19 protein-coding genes and 1 other RNA gene are annotated in these 23783 nt (G+C 57.5%); 16 read left to right on the top strand and 4 right to left on the bottom strand.

Going from position 1 to position 23783, the window contains the following annotated elements:
• Positions 1 to 214 precede the first annotated feature (214 nt).
• The 8 genes from ACZ0AZ_RS12655 to ACZ0AZ_RS12620 all read left to right on the top strand — a co-directional run bounded on the left by ACZ0AZ_RS12655 (position 215) and on the right by ACZ0AZ_RS12620 (position 10148).
• A complete protein-coding gene (locus ACZ0AZ_RS12655) occupies positions 215 to 1909 on the top strand; it encodes a lactate permease LctP family transporter (RefSeq protein ID WP_122601818.1) in 1695 nt (564 codons plus the stop codon).
• A gap of 149 nt (positions 1910 to 2058) precedes the next feature.
• The gene (locus ACZ0AZ_RS12650; protein ID WP_016771777.1) at positions 2059 to 2883 is read left to right on the top strand and encodes a (Fe-S)-binding protein; all 825 of its coding nucleotides are present in this window, start codon (positions 2059 to 2061) and stop codon (positions 2881 to 2883) included.
• Positions 2880 to 4337, top strand: coding sequence for a LutB/LldF family L-lactate oxidation iron-sulfur protein (locus ACZ0AZ_RS12645; protein WP_463547957.1), 1458 nt, complete (start codon positions 2880 to 2882; stop codon positions 4335 to 4337). Before ACZ0AZ_RS12650 ends, ACZ0AZ_RS12645 begins: the two co-directional genes overlap by 4 nt.
• A complete protein-coding gene (locus ACZ0AZ_RS12640; RefSeq protein ID WP_039759596.1) occupies positions 4334 to 5005 on the top strand; it encodes a LutC/YkgG family protein in 672 nt (223 codons plus the stop codon). Before ACZ0AZ_RS12645 ends, ACZ0AZ_RS12640 begins: the two co-directional genes overlap by 4 nt.
• Positions 5002 to 7812 carry an FAD-binding and (Fe-S)-binding domain-containing protein gene (locus ACZ0AZ_RS12635; protein ID WP_463537498.1) on the top strand — a complete coding sequence of 937 codons (2811 nt, stop codon included), beginning with the start codon at positions 5002 to 5004 and terminating at the stop codon, positions 7810 to 7812. The genes ACZ0AZ_RS12640 and ACZ0AZ_RS12635 overlap by 4 nt, the downstream gene beginning before the upstream one ends.
• A gap of 129 nt (positions 7813 to 7941) precedes the next feature.
• On the top strand, positions 7942 to 8220 hold the full coding sequence (locus tag ACZ0AZ_RS12630; protein WP_400556572.1) for a hypothetical protein: 279 nt from the start codon (positions 7942 to 7944) through the stop codon (positions 8218 to 8220).
• A 98-nt stretch (positions 8221 to 8318) separates the two neighbouring features.
• Positions 8319 to 8707: a transfer-messenger RNA gene (gene ssrA, locus ACZ0AZ_RS12625) on the top strand.
• 184 nt (positions 8708 to 8891) lie between these two features.
• Entirely contained in the window at positions 8892 to 10148 is a 1257-nt protein-coding gene (locus ACZ0AZ_RS12620) for an integrase domain-containing protein (RefSeq protein ID WP_463570843.1), read from the top strand.
• A 78-nt stretch (positions 10149 to 10226) separates the two neighbouring features.
• Here ACZ0AZ_RS12620 and ACZ0AZ_RS12615 read toward each other — a convergent pair whose 3' ends face one another.
• Positions 10227 to 12107: a UvrD-helicase domain-containing protein gene (locus ACZ0AZ_RS12615; RefSeq protein WP_463537497.1), complete on the bottom strand. Its 1881-nt coding sequence runs from the start codon at positions 12105 to 12107 to the stop codon at positions 10227 to 10229.
• A gap of 2 nt (positions 12108 to 12109) precedes the next feature.
• Positions 12110 to 14062 (bottom strand): ATP-dependent nuclease, encoded by a 1953-nt coding sequence (locus tag ACZ0AZ_RS12610; protein WP_463570845.1) that lies wholly within the window; start codon positions 14060 to 14062, stop codon positions 12110 to 12112.
• Between the two features lie 246 nt (positions 14063 to 14308).
• On the opposite strand from ACZ0AZ_RS12610, the gene ACZ0AZ_RS12605 reads away from it, so the two are divergent.
• The 6 genes from ACZ0AZ_RS12605 (at position 14309) to ACZ0AZ_RS12580 (ending at position 18329) form a co-directional block, all read left to right on the top strand.
• Positions 14309 to 14638 carry a hypothetical protein gene (locus ACZ0AZ_RS12605; RefSeq protein ID WP_463537495.1) on the top strand — a complete coding sequence of 110 codons (330 nt, stop codon included), beginning with the start codon at positions 14309 to 14311 and terminating at the stop codon, positions 14636 to 14638.
• A gap of 94 nt (positions 14639 to 14732) precedes the next feature.
• The gene (locus ACZ0AZ_RS12600; RefSeq protein ID WP_463537494.1) at positions 14733 to 15701 is read left to right on the top strand and encodes a DUF932 domain-containing protein; all 969 of its coding nucleotides are present in this window, start codon (positions 14733 to 14735) and stop codon (positions 15699 to 15701) included.
• Between the two features lie 78 nt (positions 15702 to 15779).
• Positions 15780 to 16781, top strand: coding sequence for a YqaJ viral recombinase family nuclease (locus tag ACZ0AZ_RS12595; protein ID WP_463537493.1), 1002 nt, complete (start codon positions 15780 to 15782; stop codon positions 16779 to 16781).
• Between the two features lie 90 nt (positions 16782 to 16871).
• Complete coding sequence (locus ACZ0AZ_RS12590) at positions 16872 to 17765, top strand: recombination directionality factor (RefSeq protein WP_463537492.1); 894 nt, start codon at positions 16872 to 16874, stop codon at positions 17763 to 17765.
• 55 nt (positions 17766 to 17820) lie between these two features.
• Positions 17821 to 18009: a hypothetical protein gene (locus ACZ0AZ_RS12585; protein WP_463537491.1), complete on the top strand. Its 189-nt coding sequence runs from the start codon at positions 17821 to 17823 to the stop codon at positions 18007 to 18009.
• A gap of 59 nt (positions 18010 to 18068) precedes the next feature.
• The gene (locus ACZ0AZ_RS12580) at positions 18069 to 18329 is read left to right on the top strand and encodes a hypothetical protein (protein ID WP_463537490.1); all 261 of its coding nucleotides are present in this window, start codon (positions 18069 to 18071) and stop codon (positions 18327 to 18329) included.
• 72 nt (positions 18330 to 18401) lie between these two features.
• Here ACZ0AZ_RS12580 and ACZ0AZ_RS12575 read toward each other — a convergent pair whose 3' ends face one another.
• Positions 18402 to 18749 carry a helix-turn-helix domain-containing protein gene (locus ACZ0AZ_RS12575; RefSeq protein WP_463537489.1) on the bottom strand — a complete coding sequence of 116 codons (348 nt, stop codon included), beginning with the start codon at positions 18747 to 18749 and terminating at the stop codon, positions 18402 to 18404.
• Between the two features lie 138 nt (positions 18750 to 18887).
• Between ACZ0AZ_RS12575 and ACZ0AZ_RS12570 the strand changes: the two genes are divergently transcribed.
• Positions 18888 to 19241, top strand: coding sequence for a hypothetical protein (locus ACZ0AZ_RS12570; protein ID WP_463537488.1), 354 nt, complete (start codon positions 18888 to 18890; stop codon positions 19239 to 19241).
• Positions 19242 to 19292: 51 nt separating this feature from the next.
• Positions 19293 to 20078 carry a hypothetical protein gene (locus ACZ0AZ_RS12565; protein WP_463537487.1) on the top strand — a complete coding sequence of 262 codons (786 nt, stop codon included), beginning with the start codon at positions 19293 to 19295 and terminating at the stop codon, positions 20076 to 20078.
• Positions 20079 to 20286: 208 nt separating this feature from the next.
• Here the strand turns inward: ACZ0AZ_RS12565 and ACZ0AZ_RS12560 are convergent, their stop codons facing one another.
• Positions 20287 to 23571 (bottom strand): type I restriction endonuclease subunit R, encoded by a 3285-nt coding sequence (locus ACZ0AZ_RS12560; protein ID WP_463570847.1) that lies wholly within the window; start codon positions 23569 to 23571, stop codon positions 20287 to 20289.
• Positions 23572 to 23783 lie beyond the last annotated feature (212 nt).

Genomic DNA, 23783 nt, shown 5'->3' with positions numbered 1-23783 from the left:
CTATCCGCGCGCCGGCGACACCTGCCAGCCACCACTTCGCCAAAGCGGATCAGTTGCTCTCTGCACCGCATCTTCGACGAAAGTTTCAGAGCGGCAAATTGACACACCGCTACCAAGGCTTTTACCCTAGCCGACAGCGCTTGTAAATTGGTATTACCAATTATCCAAGATTGCTCACATTGCCTGACCAACAACAATTAGGGGCCACCCCACTATGCAAACCTGGCAACAGCTCTACAGCCCGCTCGGCAGTCTTGGCGTCTCCGCTCTCGCAGCCGTCATTCCCATCGTGTTCTTCTTTCTCGCCCTGGCGGTGTTCCGCCTCAAAGGCCACGTGGCCGGCAGCATCACCCTCGCGCTTTCGATCGCCGTGGCGATTTTCGCCTTCCAGATGCCCGTGGACATGGCCTTCGCCGCCGCTGGTTATGGTTTCGCTTATGGTCTGTGGCCGATTGCCTGGATCATTGTCGCGGCGGTGTTCCTCTACAAACTGACGGTGAAAAGCGGTCAGTTCGAGGTCATCCGCAGCTCGGTCCTGTCGATCACCGATGACCAGCGCTTGCAGGTGCTGCTGATCGGTTTCTGCTTCGGCGCATTTCTCGAAGGTGCCGCCGGTTTCGGCGCGCCGGTCGCGATTACTGCCGCACTCCTTGTAGGACTGGGCTTCAATCCGCTGTACGCCGCCGGCCTGTGCCTGATCGCCAACACCGCTCCGGTGGCGTTCGGCGCGCTGGGGATTCCGATCATCGTTGCCGGTCAGGTCACTGGCATCGACGCCTTCAAGATCGGCGCCATGACCGGTCGCCAGTTGCCACTGCTGTCGCTGTTCGTGCCGTTCTGGCTGGTGTTCATGATGGACGGCCTGCGCGGCGTGCGGGAAACCTGGCCGGCCGCGCTGGTGGCAGGCTTGAGTTTCGCCATCACCCAATACTTCACCTCCAACTTCATCGGCCCGGAACTGCCGGACATCACCTCGGCACTGGCCAGCCTGATTTCCCTGACCCTGTTCCTCAAGGTCTGGCAACCACGTCGCGCCGCCGGCCAGCACATCGTTGGCGCCGTGTCCGCTTCGGTGGTCAGCGCCAGCGTCGGCGGTTTCGGCCAGAAGCGCACCACCGTCGCTTCGCCTTACAGCCTCGGGGAAATTTTCAAGGCGTGGTCGCCGTTCCTGATCCTCACTGTGCTGGTGACGATCTGGACGCTGAAGCCTTTCAAAGCGATGTTCGCTGCCGGCGGCTCGATGTATGGCTGGGTGTTCAACTTCGCGATTCCGCACCTTGATCAACTGGTGATCAAGACTGCGCCGATCGTGGCCAACCCGACCGCGATTCCAGCAGTGTTCAAACTCGACCCGATTTCCGCCACCGGCACGGCGATTTTCTTCTCCGCGCTGATTTCGATGCTGGTACTGAAGATCAATTTCAAAACTGGTCTGACCACTTTGAAAGAGACCTTCTACGAACTGCGCTGGCCAATCCTGTCGATCGGCATGGTGCTGGCGTTCGCCTTCGTCACCAACTACTCCGGCATGTCCTCGACCATGGCCCTGGTGCTGGCGGGTACTGGCGCGGCGTTCCCGTTCTTTTCGCCGTTCCTCGGTTGGCTGGGCGTGTTCCTCACCGGTTCGGATACGTCGTCGAACGCGCTGTTCAGCTCGTTGCAAGCGACCACCGCCCACCAGATCGGCGTCAACGACACTTTGCTGGTGGCGGCCAATACCAGCGGCGGCGTGACCGGCAAGATGATCTCGCCGCAATCGATCGCCGTGGCCTGCGCCGCGACCGGTCTGGTCGGCAAGGAATCGGATCTGTTCCGCTTCACCCTCAAGCACAGCCTATTCTTTGCAACGATTGTCGGTTTGATCACCCTGGCTCAGGCCTACTGGTTCACCGGCATGCTGGTGCACTAAACCTACAAGAAAGACGGAAATAACCGACGCCGGCCCGTGATCCGGCGTCAGCAATTCACCACCGGGTCTGTAAGGCTGCTGAAAGCAACGCGCTTTATATTCGGCAGCCGCAGCAGACGGATAACCGGGCCCACCCGGAGACACGCCTGATGAGCGAGCTTTTTTACAACGCTGTGCCGAACGCGACCCGCGTGGCACCGCCACTGCCCGAACCTCGGCAATACCCCAGCGAAAAACCGTCGCGGGTCTACCTGTTCGGCACGTGTGTGGTCGACCTGTTCTACCCAGAAGCCGGGATGGACGCGATCCATCTGCTGGAGCGCGAAGGGATCCGGGTCGAATATCCGCAAGGGCAGAGTTGCTGCGGCCAACCGGCTTACACCTCGGGTTACACCGAGCAGGCGCGGACGGTAGCGCGCTCGCAACTGGCGCTGTTTGCCGGAGATTATCCGGTGGTGGTGCCGTCGGGTTCCTGCGCCGGCATGCTGCGCGAGCATTACGCCGACTTGTTCAAGGACGAGCCGGAAACGTTGAAACAGGTGCAGGCTCTCGCAGCGCGCACTTATGAACTGGCCGAATTCCTGCTGTTCGTCTGCAAGGTGCAGCTCAAGGACAGCGGCGAACCGGTGAAAGTCGCGCTGCACACCTCGTGTTCGGCACGCCGCGAAATGAATACCCACCTGCATGGCCGCGAGTTGTTGGCGCAGTTGAGCAATGTGGAGCGGGTCAATCACGACCACGAAAGCGAATGCTGTGGCTTCGGTGGGACATTCAGCGTCCGTATGCCAGACATTTCCGGCGCGATGGTGGCTGACAAGACCCGCGCACTGAAGGAGTCCGGCGCGCACAAGGTACTGAGTGCCGACTGCGGCTGTTTGATGAACATCAACGGCGCGCTGGAGAAACAGCAGCAAGCGTTACGCGGGCAACATCTGGCGAGCTTTCTCTGGCAGCGAACCGGAGGTGCACAATGAGCACCTCGACGATTATTCCTACGGTCGCCGTAGAAGAAGATTTCCGCACCCGGGCACACAATGCCTTGGGTGATCAGCAGTTGCGGAACAACTTCCGCACTGCCATGGATTCACTGATGACCAAGCGGGCAGCGGCTTTCAGCGATGCCCACGAAAGAGAACACCTGCGCGCACTGGGCAATTCGATCAAGGCCCGCGCGCTGTCCAAGTTGCCCGACCTGCTCGAGCAACTGGAACAGAACCTGACCCGCAACGGTGTGACAGTGCACTGGGCGGAAACGGTGGACGAGGCCAATGGCATCGTCCTGTCGATCATCCGCGCTCACGAGGCGCGGCAAGTGATCAAGGGCAAATCGATGGTCAGCGAAGAGATGGAGATGAACCATTTCCTCGAGGCTCGGGACATTGAATGTCTGGAGTCCGACATGGGGGAGTACATCGTCCAGCTCGACCACGAGAAGCCTTCACACATCATTATGCCGGCGATCCACAAGAATGCCGGTCAGGTCGCGTCCTTGTTCCACGACAAACTTGGCGTGGAATACACCAAGGACGTTGACCAACTCATTCAGATCGGTCGCAGGGTCCTGCGGCAGAAATTCTTCGAAGCCGACATCGGCGTCTCCGGCGTCAACTTCGCCGTCGCCGAAACCGGCACCCTGCTGCTGGTGGAAAACGAAGGCAACGGGCGCATGACCACCACCGTGCCACCGGTGCATATCGCCGTCACCGGCATCGAAAAAGTCGTGGAAAACCTGCGCGACGTGGTGCCGCTGCTGTCACTGCTGACGCGCTCGGCGCTGGGCATTCCGATCACCACTTACGTCAACATGATCTCCGGCCCGCGCAAGGAACATGAACTCGACGGCCCGCAGGAAGTGCATCTGGTCCTGCTCGACAACGGTCGCAGCCAGGCCTTCGCCGACAGTGAATTGCGCCAGACCCTGAACTGCATCCGCTGCGGCGCCTGCATGAATCATTGCCCGGTTTACACCCGAGTCGGCGGCCACACTTATGGCGAGGTTTACCCGGGGCCGATCGGCAAAATCATCACCCCGCACATGGTCGGCCTGGCCAAGGTTCCGGACCACCCGAGCGCGTCATCATTGTGCGGCGCCTGCGGTGAAGTCTGCCCGGTGAAGATTCCGATCCCCGCCATCCTGCGCCGTCTGCGCGAGGAAAACGTCAAAGCTCCGGACGCGCCGAATCAGGTGATGCGCGGCCAGGGCAGCAAGTATTCGCGCAAGGAGCGTTTTATCTGGAACGCCTGGGCCAGACTCAACAGCTCGCCGACGCTGTACCGCTTGTTCGCTTTTTTCGCCACGCGCCTGCGCGCCCTCACGCCGAGCAATGTCGGCCCTTGGACGCAAAACCACAGCGCACCAAAACCGGCCGCGCGTTCGTTGCATGACATGGCCCGCGAGCATCTGGGCAAACAGGGAGAGCGTCGATGAGCGCCAAGCAAAATATCCTCGGCAAGCTGCGGAAAAGTCTGACCGGCACCACGCCGATCACCGACAACTTCGATGTCGACCTGGTCACCCAGCCCTACACCTACAGCGCCGAGCAACGCATCCCGCAATTGCGCAAACTGATGGAAGCGGTGCACACCGAAATCCACCTGACCTCGGCCGCCGAGTGGCCGGCATTACTGGCGCAACTGCTGCGCGACCGTCAATTGCCGAGCCTGCTGATCGCACCGACCACACCGCACGGGCAGCGCATCACACAGCACTGGGCGAACAATCCCGAGCTGCCAGAACTGAAGTCCTACGACCGGCCAATGGAAGCGTGGAAAGCCGAGCTGTTCAACGACACCCCGGCCAGCCTCACCGGCACCCTCGGCGCGATCGCCGCGACCGGCAGCCTGATCATCTGGCCTACCCGTGAAGAACCGCGCCTGATGAGCCTGGTGCCGCCGGTGCATTTCGCCCTGCTCAAGGCCAGCGAAATCCGCGACAACTTCTATCAGGTGCAAGAGGAATTCGAATGGGCGCAAGGCATGCCGACCAACGCGCTGCTGGTCTCCGGCCCGTCGAAAACCGCCGATATTGAACAGGTGCTGGCGTATGGCGCGCATGGCCCGAAAGATCTGGTCGTGCTGATTCTGGAGGATCAATGAGTCTTCCTGCTGCTTTCCTGCGTGATGCCGAGCGACTGATTCCAGCAGACCGGCGCTTCGACGACCCGCTGTCGACCCTGGCCTTTGGCACCGACGCCAGTTTCTATCGACTGATCCCGAAACTGGTAATCCGCGTCGAATCCGAGGACGAAGTGGTGGCGCTGCTGCAACTGGCCCAGCGTGACAACGTGCCGGTGACCTTCCGCGCCGCCGGCACCAGCCTGTCCGGGCAGGCGATCAGCGATTCCGTGCTGATCGTGCTCGGGGATAACTGGAACGCTCGCGAGATTCGCGGCCAGGGCACGCAGATCCGCCTGCAACCGGGAGTAATCGGCGCGCAAGCCAACGCTTGGCTGGCACCGTTCGGGCGCAAGATCGGCCCGGACCCGGCGTCAATCAATGCCTGCAAGATCGGCGGCATTGTCGCCAACAACGCCAGCGGCATGTGCTGCGGCACTGCGCAAAATACCTATCACACCCTGGCCGGGATTCGTCTGGTGCTGGCCGACGGCACGCGCCTCGACACCGAGGACCCTGCCAGCGTCGCGGCATTTCGTTCAAGCCACGGCGAACTGCTCGAACGCTTGGCGACTTTAGGTCGCGAGACCCGCGCCAACGCCGAACTGGCCGCGAGAATTCGCCACAAATACCGTCTGAAAAATACCACCGGCCTGTCGCTCAATGCCCTGGTGGACTTCGACGAGCCTGTGGATATCTTGAGCCATCTGCTGGTCGGCTCCGAGGGCACCCTCGGCTTTATCAGCGCGGTGACCTACGACACCGTCATCGATCACCCGAACAAGGCATCGGCACTGATCGTCTTCCCCGATGTCGAGACCTGCTGCAACGCGGTCACCGTGCTGAAAAACCAACCGGTGTCAGCAGTGGAGCTGCTTGATCGACGCAGTCTGCGTTCCGTGCAGGACAAAAAAGGCATGCCCGCTTTCGTACAGCTGCTGTCGGAAAATGCCTGCGCGCTGCTCATCGAATCCCGCGCCGCCTCGTCGACATTGCTGCAGGAACAACTGGCGCAAATCATGGCGTCGCTGCGCGATTTCCCCGTCGAGAAGCAGGTCGACTTCACCGAAGACCCAGTGGAAAACGCGCGACTCTGGGCCATCCGCAAAGACACCTTCCCCGCCGTCGGCGCCGTGCGTAAAACCGGCACCACAGTGATCATCGAAGACGTAACTTTTCCGGTCGAACAACTGGCGATCGGCGTCAATCGCCTGATCGAGCTGTTCGACAAACATGCCTACGACGAAGCGATCCTTTTCGGACACGCACTGGAAGGCAATCTGCACTTCGTCTTCACCCAAGGCTTCAATAGCCCGGAAGAAATCGCACGCTACCAAGCGTTCATGGACGACGTCGCGCAACTGGTCGCGGTGGAATTCGGCGGTTCGCTGAAGGCCGAACACGGCACCGGCCGCAACATGGCGCCGTTCGTGGAACTGGAATGGGGCAGCGACGCTTATCAACTGATGTGGCAGCTCAAACGCTTGCTCGACCCCAACGGCATTCTCAATCCGGACGTCGTGCTAAGCGAAGATCCGCAGATCCATCTCAAGCACCTGAAACCGCTGCCGGCGGCGGACGAGATTGTGGATAAGTGCATCGAGTGCGGTTTTTGCGAACCGGTCTGCCCATCGAAAGGCCTGACCCTGAGCCCGCGCCAGCGCATCGTCATCTGGCGCGATATCCAGGCGAAAAAACGCGCCGGCGTCGACACCACCGAACTGGAAAAAGCCTTCGACTACCAAGGCATCGACACCTGTGCCGCAACCGGCCTGTGCGCGCAACGCTGTCCTGTAGGCATCAATACCGGCGAGCTGGTGAAAAAGCTCCGTGGCAGACACGCCACGCACCAGAAAACCGCTGACTGGATCGAAGGAAATTTCGCCAAGACCCTGCAAGGCGCTCGCTTCACCCTGCACGTCGCCAATGGCGCGCGGATGATGCTCGGGGCGCCGCGTCTGGCGAAGCTGTCGGCGACGTTGACGCGCTTGTCCAAAGGGCAGGTCCCGCTGTGGACCAACGCCATGCCACAACCGGAAAAAGCCATTCGTTTCAGCCCGAGCGTGGCGGACGAGCGCCCGCGCGTGGTTTATCTGGCGGCTTGTGTGTCGCGGGTCATGGGCCCGGCGGCGGGCGACAAGGAACAGATGTCGCTGTACGACAAAACCCGTGGCCTGCTGGAAAAGGCCGGCTACCAGGTCGTCTTTCCCGACAACCAGGACAACCTCTGCTGCGGCCAACCGTTCGCCTCCAAAGGCTACGCCGAACAGGCCGAGCACAAGCGCCAGGAACTGATCAGCGCCCTGCTTCACGCCAGCCGCGGCGGCCTCGATCCGATCTATTGCGACACCAGCCCATGTACGCTGCGACTGGTCCAAGACATCGGCGAAACGCGACTGGATCTGTACGATCCAGTGCGCTTCATCCGTACGCATCTGCTGGATCGTCTGGACTTCACACCCCAGCAATCGCCGATTGCCGTGCACGTGACCTGCAGCACTCAGCACTTGGGCGAAAGCCAGGCGCTGATCGATCTGGCGCGCAAATGCAGCAACACCGTGGTGATTCCCGAAGGCATACATTGCTGCGGATTTGCCGGCGACAAAGGCTTCACCACGCCGGAGCTGAACAGCCATTCGCTGCGTACGCTCAAGGACGCGGTGCAGCACTGCAGCGAGGGGATTTCCACCAGCCGCACGTGCGAAATCGGCCTGACCCAGCACGGTGGCATCGACTATCACGGGCTGGTTTATCTGGTGGATCGGGTGACACGCGCAAAGGCCGTCTGAAAAAAAATAGAACTCTTGAGCGAGACGGCAATCCACAGAACAGGCCCCGACAAATCGGGGCTTTTCCTCCATTCGGTGGCTCGCCCAGCGGTCAGCGAAGCCTGGATCCCTCAGTTCAAGGAGACACACATGAAGCGTTCTGTACTGTTAGGTCTGTTCGTTACTGCCTCGATGATGGCGTCCACTTCGTTCGCAGCAGACAAACCTGCGGATCTGTGCGATGCCAATATTCAAACCATCAATGGTATGAAAGCTCAGCTGTCAGCGAAGCCAGAACTGAGCCAGCGTGCCGAAACCAGCGTGAGCAAGGCCCAAGCGCTGAAAGCCGAAGGCAAAATCGACGACTGCGTTGCCGAAACCTCGCAAACCATCGTTGAGCTACGTAAAAACACCGGCACCAACAACTGATCCAGACTGACGGGCCAACCTGCGGGTTGGCCTCGTCGGCAGATTGACGTACACTGTGCACGCTTGTTGCCCGATCAGATTTACCGGGCAATGAGTTCGGGGCCGTTTAGGATTCGACGCCGGTTGCGAAACTCTAGGTGCATGCCGACTTGGTAACAGAAGTCGTAAATCCACTGTTGCAACTACTTATAGTTGCCAATGACGACCAATACGGTGTTGCTCTCGCTGCTTAATTGCAGCTGACAATGCTCCTGGTACCTTCGGGTCCAGCAATCATCAGGGGATGTCTGTAAACCCGAAATGATTGTCATATAGAACAGAATCGCCGTGCAGTACGTTGTGGACGAAGCGGCTAAAACTTACACAACTCGCCCAAAGCACCCTGCCCGTCGGGTCGCTGAGGGTTAACTTAATAGACACGGCTACGCATGTAGTACCGACAGCGGAGTACTGGCGGACGGGGGTTCAAATCCCCCCGGCTCCACCAAATAATCATCTAAAGACGTCCACGGACGTCTTTTTTTGTGCCTGAAAGCCAGTAAATACGGGGATTTCAGCGTCATCACGATCCGATGGCGTCCAGCAGCATCTATGTTTTTGTGTATTCCACGTGGTATTCCAAGCACTCAGCTGGTATTTTTTGGAATACACAACCAGCTCTGGAATACATCATGGGTGCCCAAGCCACGCGCCTCTCCGACCTCAAAGTCAAAGCCGCCAAGCCTAGTGAAAAGGACTACACGCTAACTGATGGCAACGGCCTTCAGATGCGAGTGAGAAGCAATGGCTCAAAACTGTGGAATTTTAACTATATCCATCCTGTGACGAAGAAACGGATAAACATGGGTCTAGGTACTTTCCCTGAAGTGAGCCTGGCTCAGGCGCGCAAGCGAACCGTCGAGGCTAGAGAGCTTGTTGCCCAAGGGATCGATCCGAAGGAACAGCGCAACGCTCATCGTCAGGCGAAAAAAGCCGCGACCGAACATACCTTTCAGAACATCGCGACAGCTTGGTATGAACTGAAAAAAGACTCAGTAACGCAGGCCTACGCCGAGGACATTTGGCGCTCCCTCACGCTACACATCTTCCCTGATTTAGGCACCACGCCGATCTCAGCCATCAATGCCCCTCAGGTTATCAACTTGCTCCGACCACTCGAAACCAAGGGCAGTCTTGAAACCGTGAAGCGGCTGACGCAGCGGCTCAACGAGATCATGACCTACGGGGTCAACTCGGGGCTTATTCACGCGAATCCGCTTAGCGGCATCCGCTCCGTCTTCAAGAAACCGAAAAAGAAAAACATGCCGGCACTCCCCCCCGATGAGCTGAAAGAGCTCATGGTGGCGATAGCCAATGCCAGCATAAAAAGAACAACCCGCTGCCTAATCGAGTGGCAGCTCCACACCATGACTCGACCAATCGAGGCAGCAACCACCCGCTGGGTAGATATCGACATCGAGAAGAAGGTCTGGACGATACCTGCGGAGCGTATGAAGAAGCGCCGCACACACATTGTCCCGCTCACGGAGCAGGCTCTCGCGCTCCTGGAAGCTATCAAACCCTACAGTGGACATCGGGAGTATGTTTTCCCCGCAGACCGGAACCCCCGCACCCACTGCAATAGCCAGACAGCCAACATGGCACTGAAGCGAATGGGCTTCGAGGGGCGACTGGTCAGCCACGGCATGCGCTCGATGGGCAGTACCATTCTCAACGAGCATGGCTGGGATCCTGAGCTGATTGAGGTGGCGCTTGCCCACGTCGACAAGGACGAGGTTCGCAGCGCCTACAACCGGGCGGATTACATTGAACGTAGACGCCCGATGATGGCCTGGTGGAGTGAACACATTCAGGAAGCAGCAACCGGCAACCTGTCCATGTCAGCCATCAAGGAAAACCGGGACAAAAAAGTCGTTTCGATACGCTGATCAGGGGCTGCTACCGGCCCAGAAGCGGACGCAGCCACATATGAAAACGGTCTTCACTACCCATCTGATATTTAGTATTCAGATTGCGATCTCCGGCACGCCGGCCGCGGTCAAAAGCTGGAAGAGCTCAGCTACCCGCTGCCGCTGACCACGCTCCTGGCAGAAGGCAAAAATCGCACGCTGTTTTGCACGAGAGAGGGCAACGAAGAACGTCGCAAGACCCTCAAGATTGCCCGGCGTATGTGCCCACCAAGCCTGATCATCAAGGCCCACAAAGACGATAGTGTCGTACTCGAGGCCTTTGCTTTTGTGCACGGTCATCATGGGGATTTGAGCTAGCCCCTCGAAGGCATCGAGACAACCGATCCAGTCAGCGGCATCAGAAGACGCTGCAAGGTGCAAGTGGAACGCCTCTTCCATGATGGCTAGCACGTCACCGGATGCGTATTCGATGTAGGTTCGCCGAAGGGCTGCCAGATCGAGAAATTCCACCACGCGATTTGCAAAGACATTGGCATTGGCTAGCGAAGGCGGACAATTGGTCATATCAGCGCGAAGCGTTGCGATGAACCTAGAGAGTTCCGTCTCAATGCGCATCGCTCCTAATTCATCATCCGGGGCAATAGCACGTATGGCCCAAAGCGCGGAGGAAACAAGCTGCCAGGCAGCAGGGGCTCTGCGACTTGCTCCGAGCCTGAGGAGCCCTATGGCGATTTTTGCAAAGTTATCAGAAAGCAGGTCTTGCAAAGTCGTTCGCCCGAGAGCGTGACTTTCATTGCGAATCCGTAGCCCAACCTGGGCAAAGGCAGGTGCCAGATCAGCCTCGAAATCATCGGAGCGCTGTTTTACAAGAATTGCGTAATGTCGAGGCGAAAGGCCACGATTGGCCATGTCGCTCACAATCCAGCGTGCGAGGTGGGTTGTTTCTTGATTCCTAGTGCGACTGTTCCAAACTTGAGCCACATCACCGTCAACCTGGCGCTGCGCTTGCGCCTCCGCTTGAGGAGCATTTGGATCAAGCGCTCGCGCAACAACCTGCTGTATTCGAACAAGGTCTGGAGACGACCTGAAGTTGAACAGCAACGGAATACGAACTGCGCCGAAATCCTCAGAGAAGCGGTCAAATGAATCCGGGCGCGCACCTGCCCACGTCATGATGCGCTGCTTGTCATCACCGACTCCTGTCACCGCAATGTCAGCACCGCCGAATGCTGACAGCAGGAAGTCGTATTGAGCGTAAGTTGTGTCTTGAAATTCATCGACGAACACAAACGGATAGGTGTGCTGCAGTGCACGTCGAATATGCGGATTCGAGCGAAGCAACAGCTCTGCTAATCGGTTCAGGCTTACAAAGGTGAGACCTGAGCTCGGTTGGCGCTCAAGCTGTTCTCTCCACCAATGGTGGATGGCAAATTCTTCAGCCGACTGCGGTGCATTCCGAGCGATAGGGAGCCGGTATGCCCCCACCTTGTGCGACTCAAAGGTCCCAGCGCTAAAGCTACCAATTGTGGCTTGCCATTGAACTGCAGAATTTTGCCTCGCACGAGCAATGGATTGCTCGACCTGGCGGCGCGTCGGAAATGCCACGTCATAGGGACGTGTTGGCCGCCACGCTACCGGAATCGCCGCCTGGAAGCGATCTACCAAGCCCTTTGTAAAGGAATCGAAGGTGAGCGAGGTAAAGCGGTTAGCGAGATCAGGTGGGCACCGTTTTCGAACCCGCGCCGCTAAATTGTCAGCAGCATCACCCTTGAAAGAAATCGCCAGCACACGGTAAGGAGCAGGACATATTCCTGTTTCAAGCAGGTAGGCTGCGCGCTGGGCAAGAAACTCGGTTTTGCCGGCTCCTGGACCTGCGACTACACAGGCCGACCCCTCATGACGCAACGCTCGCCATGCAGCAGGCTCTAAATCCTCAATACCGCGTGGTCGCCAATCCTCTGGACGAATTTGTGCCATAGTCAGTTCGCCGGTTCCAATCGAGCATTTATAGCCATGAGGAGCGCCCGGAGCTCCTCAGGCGCTCCTGCGGCCAAGGTTTCGGATGCTTGGCTACTGAGCACACGCACATGCGTGCTGGGTTTGCCTCTCCCGAGAAACAGGTATCGATACCAGCGTAATGAGGCTTCTTGGTCTAGTCCGTAAAGCTCCCGGCGCCCCGTCTCGCCCAGCACCGCAATGCGAGGGTCGCCTTGATTAGAGGGGCCTTGCCGGCCTGGCTCAATAACTTGATATGCCGCAGGAAAAGCGCAAAGCATTGAATAGTCGAGATCAAGAGGAGCGCAGAAGAATACTTCGAACCGGCGCAGCCAATTGGTCCACTCCTGCATCCCTACCGTATTCTCTGCTGGTAGTCCATCAAAGCGAGCGAGGTTGACTTCGGGGCCGTTTGGATCCAAGTGCTGGCCAAACAGCGCTTGAGGGGCGATACCAATCTCGAGCAACTGAGTACAGGCGCTCTTTATTCGCCCCCAACCGCCGCCATCGCGCCCCCAATCGAGGTCAAGCAACGTTGCGTAAGGGATTTCTAAATCCTTGAGAAGGCGCCACAGATGATTGACGTGGCGTCCACCGAGCGGCACGACAGCGACAAACGAACGATCAATATCGAAGCCCATGGCCTCTGCCAGATGCGGGATAACAACCTCTTCAGAAGCGCCTTCGCCAAGAACGACGAATCGAGCGAAGTAGAGCTCTGGATAGGCGCGCACAGCTTCACGAACAAATTTTGATTCCTCCTCCAGCCCCTCAGGCAAGCAGATCGCTCGAACCAAGGACGTCCGATTAGCGGAGTCGAGGCGGAAGTGCCTGACTTGAGAGGGATCAACTCGCGAAAGAATGCTTGCCGAGTGACTTGAGACAACTGCCTGGGCACGGTTCCCGCCCGTAAGGTCTTCGACTTGACGGACGATGCGCGAAAGGTAGAAGGGGGCGAGATTGTTCTCCGGCTCTTCGATCGCAATAAGGGTCAACGCCGGCAGGGGGACACCGCCAGGTTGAAATCCGGCTGCGACGGGATCTCCGGCGATGCTGTTTTCGACATCCAATGTTGCTGCCGTCATTGCGAGATGAAACAACGAGCGCTGGCCGTCGCTGAGATCGTCAAGAGCACGTTCACGGCCAGCCTCGTCAGGCCGAAAAACCACTTCGACCTTCCTAATAAACTCCTGGAAACGCAAATCCATGGGGCGAAACAATGGCGTGGTATCGGTGCCGGCCGTATGGACCTCTTGCCAGCGCCGCCGTACCGCGTCAGCAACTACATCGACAGCCGCTTCACCAGCAAATGCCCCATTGAGTGTCGTGCCAGCCTCATCAAACGTGTCGCGTACACCCTGAGACCAAGTGATCGCGCGCCACAGGCGCCCCCTCAAAAATGAAGTTACCTGCGAAGAACCATCACGCGAAGCAGGTACGTAGATCATCTGGATACGTGCCCGATCGACAGCTTTCAGCTCGACGCAATCCTCATCAGTGAATTCGCCAAAGGCACGTACGGCCCAGTATTTCTGCTCGATTGCCCCATCGATCGAACCATCGTCTGTCCATGTCGCGTCTAGCCGAAGCCGGCACTTCAACCGCCCGGCCTCATCGGCAGCCATTTGCTGAAAGAACTCAGGGATGGCTGCTGCTTCAGCCTCTTCCGTGTCCAGCTCAGGAAAAGCGAGGATGGCTTCAAGACTAAACTGCCGCTGCAGTGGTGCAACATCCTCGGCCGCAGGCACATGAAAGTCTTGGCGGCGAATACGACGCTGATCTCCGGTGATACCGAATAGCCGCTGAAGCGCCTGCATCACTGCCGTCTTACCAGAGCCATTAGCGCCAATGAATGCAGTGAGACCTGGGGTCAGGTCAATGTTCGTTTCGACCCCGAAACTGCGGAATTTGGTTAACGTTAATCGTTCAATGAACATCGCTATACGCGCCCAATGACGCGGCCTCCCTGCATCTAGTGTTCATATAAGCCGAGGCCTTTCGGCGCGCCATCGGCACTCATGGCCGAACGATACTATGTACGCACCTCCTTGTCCCTCCTCCTCATATCAGCTATGGGTGTCTTTCGTACAAACCAAATCACGCCCGCTAGCGGGCTGATTCGATCCGAAAAACTTTCAAATCTACATAACTGCCATGACAAACCCACCAAGGAGGTTCGCCCCATGTCATTGCAGTGTCCTCGCTGTCACTCCCCCAAAGTCGCTTCCTTCCATCCCGCCATGAAAGTCGGCGCCACCATCGGCACTGTGGGCGGTGTTGCACGTGGCGTCAGCGCAGCCCTGGCAGGCAGTCACGCTGGCGCCGCTATCGGCGCGTTAGCCGGGCCTGTCGGTATCACCCTCGGCTCCGTGTCTGGCGCCATCCTCGGCGGCCTAGCAGGCGGGGTCGGCGGCTGTGCGCTGGGCGCGCAACTCGGCGAATCGCTCGACCGTCATGTCCTGGCCCACAACCTCTGCCTGCTCTGCGGTCATCGCTTCAACCTGCCGGCCTAATCCCGCCCTTTCTCTCCTCATATTTCAATCGTCCGGCCTGTGCTGCGCCTGGCGCGGCGCTTTATGCCGGCTTGCACCTAAAGGAATCGTTAACATGGCACATCTCGTCGAAACCATGGCCTACGCTGGCGCTGCCCCGTGGCATGGACTGGGCAATCAGCTCACTCAGAAACAGCCAATCGAAGTCTGGCAGCGTGAAGCCGGTATGGACTGGCAGATTTTGGAAAGCCCCGTGCATTTTAAGTCGGATGCCGTTGGCCACCTGGGCGCAATCCACTCTTTCCCCGAACAGAAGGTACTATTCCGTTCTGACACCAAGACCCCGCTGTCGGTGGTCTCCAATCGCTACCACACGGTGCAACCTCGGGAAGTGCTGGAGTTTTATCGGGATCTCACCGAGGTCTCCGGCTTCGAACTGGAGACGGCTGGCGTGCTCAAGGGTGGCCGTAAATTCTGGGCGCTGGCGCGTACCGGACAAGGGGCGGCACTCAAGGGTAATGACCAGGTGAATGGCTACCTACTGCTGGCAACCTCCTGCGACGGCACCCTGGCAACCACGGCAACGCCGACCACCGTGCGCGTTGTCTGCAACAACACCCTGACCATCGCCCTAGACGGCACAAGCCGCGCCATCAAGGTGCCGCACAACACTCGCTTCGACCCGAAGGCAGTAAAGAAGCAGCTCGGCATCGCCGTCTCGCAATGGGACGACTTTATGTACCGCATGCGTGCGCTGGCGGAACGCAAAGTGCAGTGGCATGAGGCGCTGGGCTTCTTTATGAACGTGCTGTGCGAGACCAATCCTACCGGCGCATTGCCGGAGGTACTGCCCAATGAACGTGCCCTGCGAAAGGTTCAGGAGCTGTACGAAGGTCGCGGCCGAGGCAGTCAGCTGGACTCGGCTCGCGGTACCGCCTGGGGCCTGCTCAACGCCGTAACCGAGTACGTCGACCACGAACGTCGCGCCCGTAGCAACGAGTACCGCATGGACTCGGCCTGGTTCGGCCAAGGGGCGCAGATCAAGCAACGTGCGCTGGACACCGCACTGCAACTTGTCGCCTAACCGGTTACTTCCTCCACCCCATAACGCCCGATCAGCCTCTTGCTGATCGGGCGTTTCTATTTCTGCAAGGTGAACGTTATGAACACTACTCCGTCGCACAGCACTAGCAAGGCTCGTCCAGCACTGCGCCTCATCAGCACCAAGGAATTGCTTCGTGAAGATTGGCTGGCGGTGCGCAAGCAAGGCATTGGCAGCTCGGATGCCGGCGCTGCGGTGGGCCTAAATCCCTACAAATCGCAGTTAGAGCTGTGGCTGGAGAAAACCGGTCGAGACACCACACTGCCAAAAGCCGACCCACATGATGAAGAAAGCCCGATGTACTGGGGCAACGTGCTGGAACCAGTCGTGGCCTGGCATTACAGCAAACGCACGAAAAACAAGGTGCGGCGCATCAACGCTGTGCTTCAACACCCTGATCCTGAGCTGCCCTGGATGCTGGCCAACATCGACCGCGAGGTGATCGGTTCTGACGATGTGCAAATCCTCGAGTGCAAGACCGCCGGCGTAAACGGCGCACGCCTCTGGAAAGAAGGCGTGCCCGAGTACGTACAACTGCAGGTTATGCATCAGCTCGCCGTCACCGGTAAGCAAGCTGCGGATGTGGCTGTATTGCTGGGCGGCCAGACGCTGGAGATCCACCGCATCGAGCGTGACGAGCAGGTGATTGCTCGCCTGGTTGAGCTGGAGCGTAAGTTCTGGCACTACGTCGAGACCGACACGCCACCACCTGCTGATGGCTCAGCCTCGGCTGAAATGGCACTGCGCGCGCTCTATCCGGAAGACAACGGCCAGGCGCTGGATCTCAGCAATCATGCAGGACTGACGGCCGCCTACATCGAACTTAAGGCGGTACGTCAGTCGATAGCCGAGAAAGAAACTCGTGAAGCCCAGCTCAAGCAAATGCTGCAGCAGGCCATGGGGGATGCTACCCGTGCCGAGTTCGGTCACGGCTTCATCAGCTGGAAAAAGTCCAACGACAGCACTGTGCTCGATGTCGAAAGCATGCTGAAGGATAAGCCCTACCTGCAGGCGCGCTACATCAAGATTAAGGAAGGCAGCCGACGTTTCCTAATCGTCTGACCCCACCGTGTTCAACCATTCCCTCCCCTTGGTCAGCCCATGCAGTTAGTTCTGCGTGGCTGGCCTTTTTTCGTTTACAGGAGAACCACCATGCTCAAAGGTCTGGCTATCACCCCGCCGGTACTCGGACGAATTTCCATCGGCAAGATCATCGAAAAGAACGGCAAACGCCTGCCGGAGAAAGATGATCAGTTCACCATCACCTCGCAGGTACAAGGCAAGGACGGTTGGCTACTGCACCCGCTCAATGATGAGCTGCGTAAGGGTAAGGAAGACAAATTGCGCAGCATCCCGGTACGCCTGCTGTTCAACGAGCCGGAGCTCAACTTTCGTGCCGACTACACGCTGTTCGACCGTCAATCCGGACGCCCGCTTTGCGTGGGCAATGGCGAGACCTGCAAGCGCTTGACCAAGGACGGCATGCAGTCGTTGCCATGCCCATCGCCGGATGCCTGCCCACTCGCCAGAGGCGGTGCCTGCAAGCCTTACGGCCGACTGAATGTGGTCATTGGTGATGAGGATTCGTTGGGTAGCTTTGTGTTCCGCACCACCGGATTTAATAGCATCCGCACCCTGGCCGCTCGGCTGCATTACTTCCAGGCCATCTCAGGTAATCGGCTGGCTTGCCTGCCGCTGGAGCTGCGCCTGCGTGGCAAGTCGACTCGCCAAAGCCACGGCACTCCGATCTTCTACGTCGACCTCACGGCACGCAGCGGTATGGACATTACCGAAACACTACAGAAGGCGAGCGACCTCGATACACAGCGGCAAACAGCAGGTTTCGACCAAACAGCACTGGATGAGACGGCTCGCCGGGGCTTCGGCAATGGAGCCTTCGAGGATAGCGAGGAGGACAGTCACGTCGTGATCGAAGAGTTCTTCGCGAACTCGGAGCCCGCCAGCACCTCTAGCCAGTGTGAATCGCAGCCAGCTCCCAACTCTCTCGCTGGCAAGCTGGAAGCTATCGCCTCACAGGCTCACTGAATCGAATCTGTCTGTGCTGAGTAATCTGCCAGGCAAAAGCTCTTGGAGATCCGCCATGCATCTACTGCGATTCTTGCTCTGTTTGTTCATTTTCGTCGGTGCGCTCGCCGCCGCAGGAGCGCTGGTGCTAAGCATTCTGCTCATGTTGCGTTTCCCGCCTCTGTTACTGGCCGTGGTGCTGGCCTGCTGGATCCTGAGTCGTTTACTCAGGCTACTGTCCTCCGACCAGAGAAATCCCACCTGAAATACTCAAAATCACCGTGCGCTGCCGTGTCCAGGGCCGCTTTTCCAGGAGAATGAATCATGCTTCGACACTGCTTGATCTGCGACTCCAAGGCCGTCCTGGTCCGGGAAGCAGCCAAGGGTATCGCACTGCTGGTCTGCCTAGCTGACAGTGCGTTGCGAGAAGCGCAGAAAGCGAACGAGGATTCCCAAGCGCCAGACAGTCATCTGCTCATCAATGGGTTGGCCGCTATCACTCCCGCCTATCCATCGGCATTGCAGGTAGCCGAGGATGTCGCCAAATATCACTTCGCGGGATTCAACTGCTTGTGCCTGCGCTGAGGTGCTCTGTTCGATGAGCCAGGGAAAAAAGAATCCTTTGAAACAACAAAACAACCGCCGTGACTGAGCCCATCAGTCGCGATCGAGCCTAGCGACAAGACGCTCCACCATGTCCATGACGAAGTCGCGGTCATGCGCCTCCAGTCTAGACAGCAAGTCATAGAGCCTCCGCGCCTGATCTTCTGGGCGAGAACTCCCCTCGGTCAGCAAATCAGCCGTTTCACAACCAAAAACCGCCGCCAATTCGACCAAACGCTCGATGTTAGGCATGACGATCCCACGCTCGATACGGGATACGGCCTCACTTCCAATCCCAAGCTTTTCCGCAACCTGCTCCTGACTCAGCTTGCAACCAACACGCTGGCGAGCAATTGCTTGGCCAACAAGCTCCGCCAGCTGCTTCGATTTGTTTTTTGACATGCCACCCTCCAGTTCAACCTGGATGGTTGAGCATCAACCTGTTGACATGAAGGACCTCCTAAACCGAGACTCACCTTAAAAGGTTGATATTCGACTTTTTCTCTAATCCGCCACCTCATGCAGGGAGCTCAGAAAAACATGATCGTCGTAACCGGTCTGAATGAAGCACAGATTGAAGGTCTCGTGAGAAGCAAAGCGTCCTTCGAGATCCAAGGCCTCAGAGGCAATTTCATGGCAGGTATCAAACTGGTTGAAACCAAGATTGAAAGCCAGGGGCTGAAGTGTCGAGTTAAAAGCGATGTGAAAAGTGCAGTGGTACAAGGCGGCGCACTCGGGGCTGTATTCAGCGTCCTGACAACACCCGCCACATTGACCATAGCAACATTAACCGCCGCAGCAGGAGTAGGTCATACGCTCGTTACCTACAACCCCGACTACGAAATCATCAAGGACTACGTCAACAAGAAGCTCAAGGTTATTTACAAGAAATAGCAGCTTGCTCAAGACCTCCTTCGCTCCCACCTTCATAGTAAGAAACAAACCATGAAACGTATTCTCAGCATCCTCCTTCTCGCGTTCTGTGCCCAAGTCAACGCTGAATTCTCCGCGTACCAAGGTACAGTGGCTTTCTTTCCCGACGAGAAATCGACGCACAACCTCCCGGAAGTGATTCCATGCGTCACCCGCCCAGCAGCAACGGGCCAACCCATGCTCTTCTGTACCTGGCTCACCAGCACGCGGTACGTGGACCTCTGGGATGCGCAGCGTCAGCAGAACGTCCGCATCACCAACAAAGTCAACGGCATGTGTCAGCGTGGCAATTGTCGAATCCAGGGTGCAGAGGTAGGTAACTGGAAGGAGGACACACCATTCCAACTGTCCATCTGGTATCGCATAGGCAGTAGCACTGATGGCAAGCCAGTCGCCTACCGCATCGACGCCACCCGTCAAGTGTCATACGCGGAAGCGGGCAGCCTGCTGATGAAGTTCTACTTAGATGCAGGTGTCCCGGACAATGAACTGGTTTCGACCTTCGACAAGCGTTACATCGGTGGTTGGGCAGCGTGGAATCAGGAGAAGGGCGGGACTGCATCAGCAGCGACGAAGACTCCGGCTGCTCCCCAGTCCGAATGGCCAGAAGTCAAAACCGCCTGGTGTAATCCCCGCATGGATGATGACTGCTACATCGACAACCAAAAAGTGCCAGTGGCGGAGCTGGGTAAATGGCTTCCCTCGGTCAGCGAATCCAATGTCGACCAGTTAGGAGGGCACTGCGAGACTATCCTTTGCTTTGACGACAATGATCAGCCGCTGGGCTACCTGCAATAACATCCCTAGACACCAATGGACCGGGTCATACGGTCCATTGGTGTCTAGGGAATCGGGGTTAGGGGATTAATTCAGTTCTTATTTTTTCGGCCAAAAACGCAACCTCACTCACTCGACCAACTGCTTGCATTGGAGCTGACCCTTGCACCAGTAGGTCTAATAGGAGTAGTCGGCCTGGCTGAGAGCGCCCATAGCCCCAATTACAAAATTAGTGATACCCCCGCAGCTCACCTCCAATTCCAGAGGTGTAGATGTGGGAAAAAACCGCGTTCGCCTTGAGATCAATCTCGTCCGCATCATACGCTGACAGTGGGAGACTGGCCCACAAATGCTTGATGATCTCGGCCTTGACCTGGGCCTGTGCTGCAGCCTTTTCTCGCCAGCGATCGATCTGCAGCTTCCCGCCAGTCAATTTATTGAGCAACTCCTTCGCTGCTTTTTTGATGGCATCGCGGTCGTCTTTGCTGAGCGACTTCTTCTGCAGCAGATCGAATACAGCCAACTGATCCTCACTTTCCAGCTCCTCGCGCAGATAGCGCTTTTCCTCGTCAGTACAAGTGTCGTTGAAGGAAAAGAGATCATCCATCACCTTCTGTATTTCCGCCGAATCCTTGTCCTTGTTGTACGCTTGCACGATCTCCTGATAACGCTCGTAGAGGTCCACCCGAGTTGGATTACGCGCGACCATGGCGGCCAGACGCTCTTCGATTTTTTCCATCAGATTCATCGCCACAACGTTCTTGAAGGGCGTTTTCTCGAACTCGGCCCGCAGACGAGAAAAGTCGACATTCGAGAGGTCATAGCGAGATCGTTTTTCCTTGGCGCTCGGTGCCTCAGTAGCAACAGCCACATCCACCACGTCATACAAGTCCTGCAATAGGGCGCTCACGTCTGGTGTAACACGCGCATCCTGCAGTTTGTTGTAGATCGCCGTAAGTGCGCTTTCCTCGGCATCAAAGCCGAACAAGCCAGGATGAGGGAACAGGGCTCTATGGCGAGCCTGCGCATCCTCGACGATCACCTGATAGGTCTTGCGGCACTCATCGCTTTCACAAAGTAGATTCACAGCCACCAAAATTTGCTGCTGCTTAGCGAAGCCGTGGGTCCCGATCAATCCATCGAGATCAAAGCCCAGTCCCACCAGGAAGTCACGCGCGACCTTTAGGCTGTTAGCGTACTCGGCCAAAGCAACTGTATCGTCGCGCACCCTATCCTGCTCACCTTCGCCTTTGCCGGTACCAGCCCGGTCCCCCTGGGCGAAGGTGGCCAACGCACGACGCAGGCTCTTGATCATCCCGTTGTAATCAATGATCAGTCCGTGCTTCTTGCCGCCGCCCACTCGATTGACCCGAGCGATGGCCTGCATCAGGGTGTGGCCCTGCATGGGCTTGTCCAGATACAACGTGGCTAAGCACTTCACATCGAAGCCAGTCAGCCACATAGCACAAACGATGGCGACCCGGAATGGGTTGTCGGCCTTTTTGAATTCCTTTTCTAGGTCACGCTTTACCATCTTTTCGCGGTGCTTCGTGATGTCCAGCGGCTCATCGCGGAAGTTTTTCCACTTGGCGAAGTCAGCCACCTCGCCTTGCTCCTGCGATACCACTACGCAGCATTCGGTGGCCTTCATCCATTCCACCTGCTCGCGGCGCTGCTTGAGCAGATTAGTGGGTGCTTTGCCCTTGGCTGCAAACATGGCTTCTTCTGCGGTCACCGTAGCGTCGAGTTGCGCGGCTTTATCCTGCCATTTAGCAACGACTAGATCGTGCATCTTCACGCAGGTGATTTTATCGAGGCAGACCATCATGGCTTTTCCGCCGCCGTTTTCCACAACGCGCCAGCGCTGATGGAAGTGATCCACGAAATCCTGCGCGACTTTATCCAGCCGCGTAGGAGAAGTCAGGATGGGGTAGTCCCGCGCCAACTCCCGATAAAGCTTTTCTTCTTTCTCGTCACTCCACGGGTCATCGAGGGTTGCTGCCTGTTTAGCGGCCTCAATGTGGTCAGTAATACGCTCACTCACTGTGGGGTCGATGATCTTCAGCTTCTCGCCAGCGTTCTCGTAAAACAGCGGCAAAGTCGCGCCATCGGCCACAGCACGCTGAAAGTCATAGATCGACACGTACTCGCCAAATACTTCACGAGTGAGCTGCGTTTCCCCCGAATCAATCAGCGGTGTACCGGTGAAGCCGAGGAACTTGGCACACGGCAGCCCCTTGCGCATGTTCAACGCCAAACGTCCATACTGACTCCGGTGCGCCTCATCACTGATGACTATGATGTCGTCCCGTTCCGAGTAGGCCTCGATGATCCGCTCACGGTATTTTTGGATCAGGCTGAACACATAACGGCGATTTTGATCGCGCAGCATCTTGCGCAAGGCTTCACCATTTTTAGCCTGATCGGTTTTGCTGTTGGCACGTCCGCAGTTGGTGTAGGTCGAAGCGATCTGGTCGTCCAACTCAGTGCGATCTGTGATGATCACAAAGGTGTAACTGCTGGAAATCTTGCGGTGAATCTTCTCGGTCAAGAACACCATTGAATACGACTTACCCGAGCCTTGTGTGTGCCAGAACACCCCAAGTTGTCCGGCTATTACTTCAGCACGGATCTGCTCATCGGAAGAGGTCAGCCGATCAAGAACGCGATTCACCCCGAGGTATTGGTGGTTGCGTGCTACGATCTTGTGTGTGCTACCTTCACTGGTGTCGAACAACACGAAGTTCTCGGTGATGTCCAAGAGGCGCTGCTTATGCAGCATACCGGCCAGCAGGATGGGCAGCAGGGGCTGGTCCTTACTGGGCTCCGGGTCTTCTTCATCCAGGCGCTTCCAGCGGTAGAAGTGCTCCTTGGTCGAGGTGATTGAGCCGTACTGGGCATCGTGGCCATTGGAGATGACCACCAGCGCATTCCAATGGAACAGATGCGGAATCGTATCCAAGTAGTCGGCGTAATTCTTCTTGTAGGCACTGTCGATGTGCGCCTCGAAGCGCTTGAGCTCGATGAACACCAGAGGCAGGCCGTTCACGAAGCCAATGACGTCCGGTCGACGCAACCACAGCTTGCCCCGCACCCACAGCTCACGCACGGCCAGATAACGGTTGTTGATCGGCTCATTGAAGTCGATCAGACGTAGACGTTTATCCATCGAGCGGCCCGACGCATCGCGGTAGCTCACCGGCACGCCGTCGCGCAGCAGTTTGTACTTTTCTTCGTTGTGGGCGATCAGCGTTTTGGTAATGTCGTCCTGCACGACTTGGGTCAGTGCCTGGCGATATGCCTCATCTGGCAAACCAGGGTTCAAGCGTTCGAGTGCGGCCGACACTTCTCGGGTCAGTACCACCTCGCTGTCCGATGTCCGACCAAGAAGGCTATCCGGCCCAAAGCCACCTTCATCCTGCGCGAAGACACTTTGCCAACCCAGCTCCTTTTCCAGAAACTCGGCCGTTGGGGCCTGAATCAACAAATCTTCGGAGTAGTCTTTCTTGGCCATCGGTTTCCTTCCCTCAAGCCCCGGCTACGCACTCCGGCGCACCAGGGCCCTTAATCAAGTCGTCAGCAATACGGTTGCTGTAAGCAAGGCTGCGTCATAGCTTGCTCGCTACCAAGGTCAAAACATCATTACTGGGCGGCCCCAAGAACAAATTTGGCTTCTCGATCCGCAAAATTCCGTAGGACGTCATGAATCGCAGGCCCAAGCCAATG

It is taken from the genome of Pseudomonas sp. AC239 (genome assembly GCF_979258545.1).
This window is presented reverse-complemented; position numbering and strand designations above follow the sequence as displayed.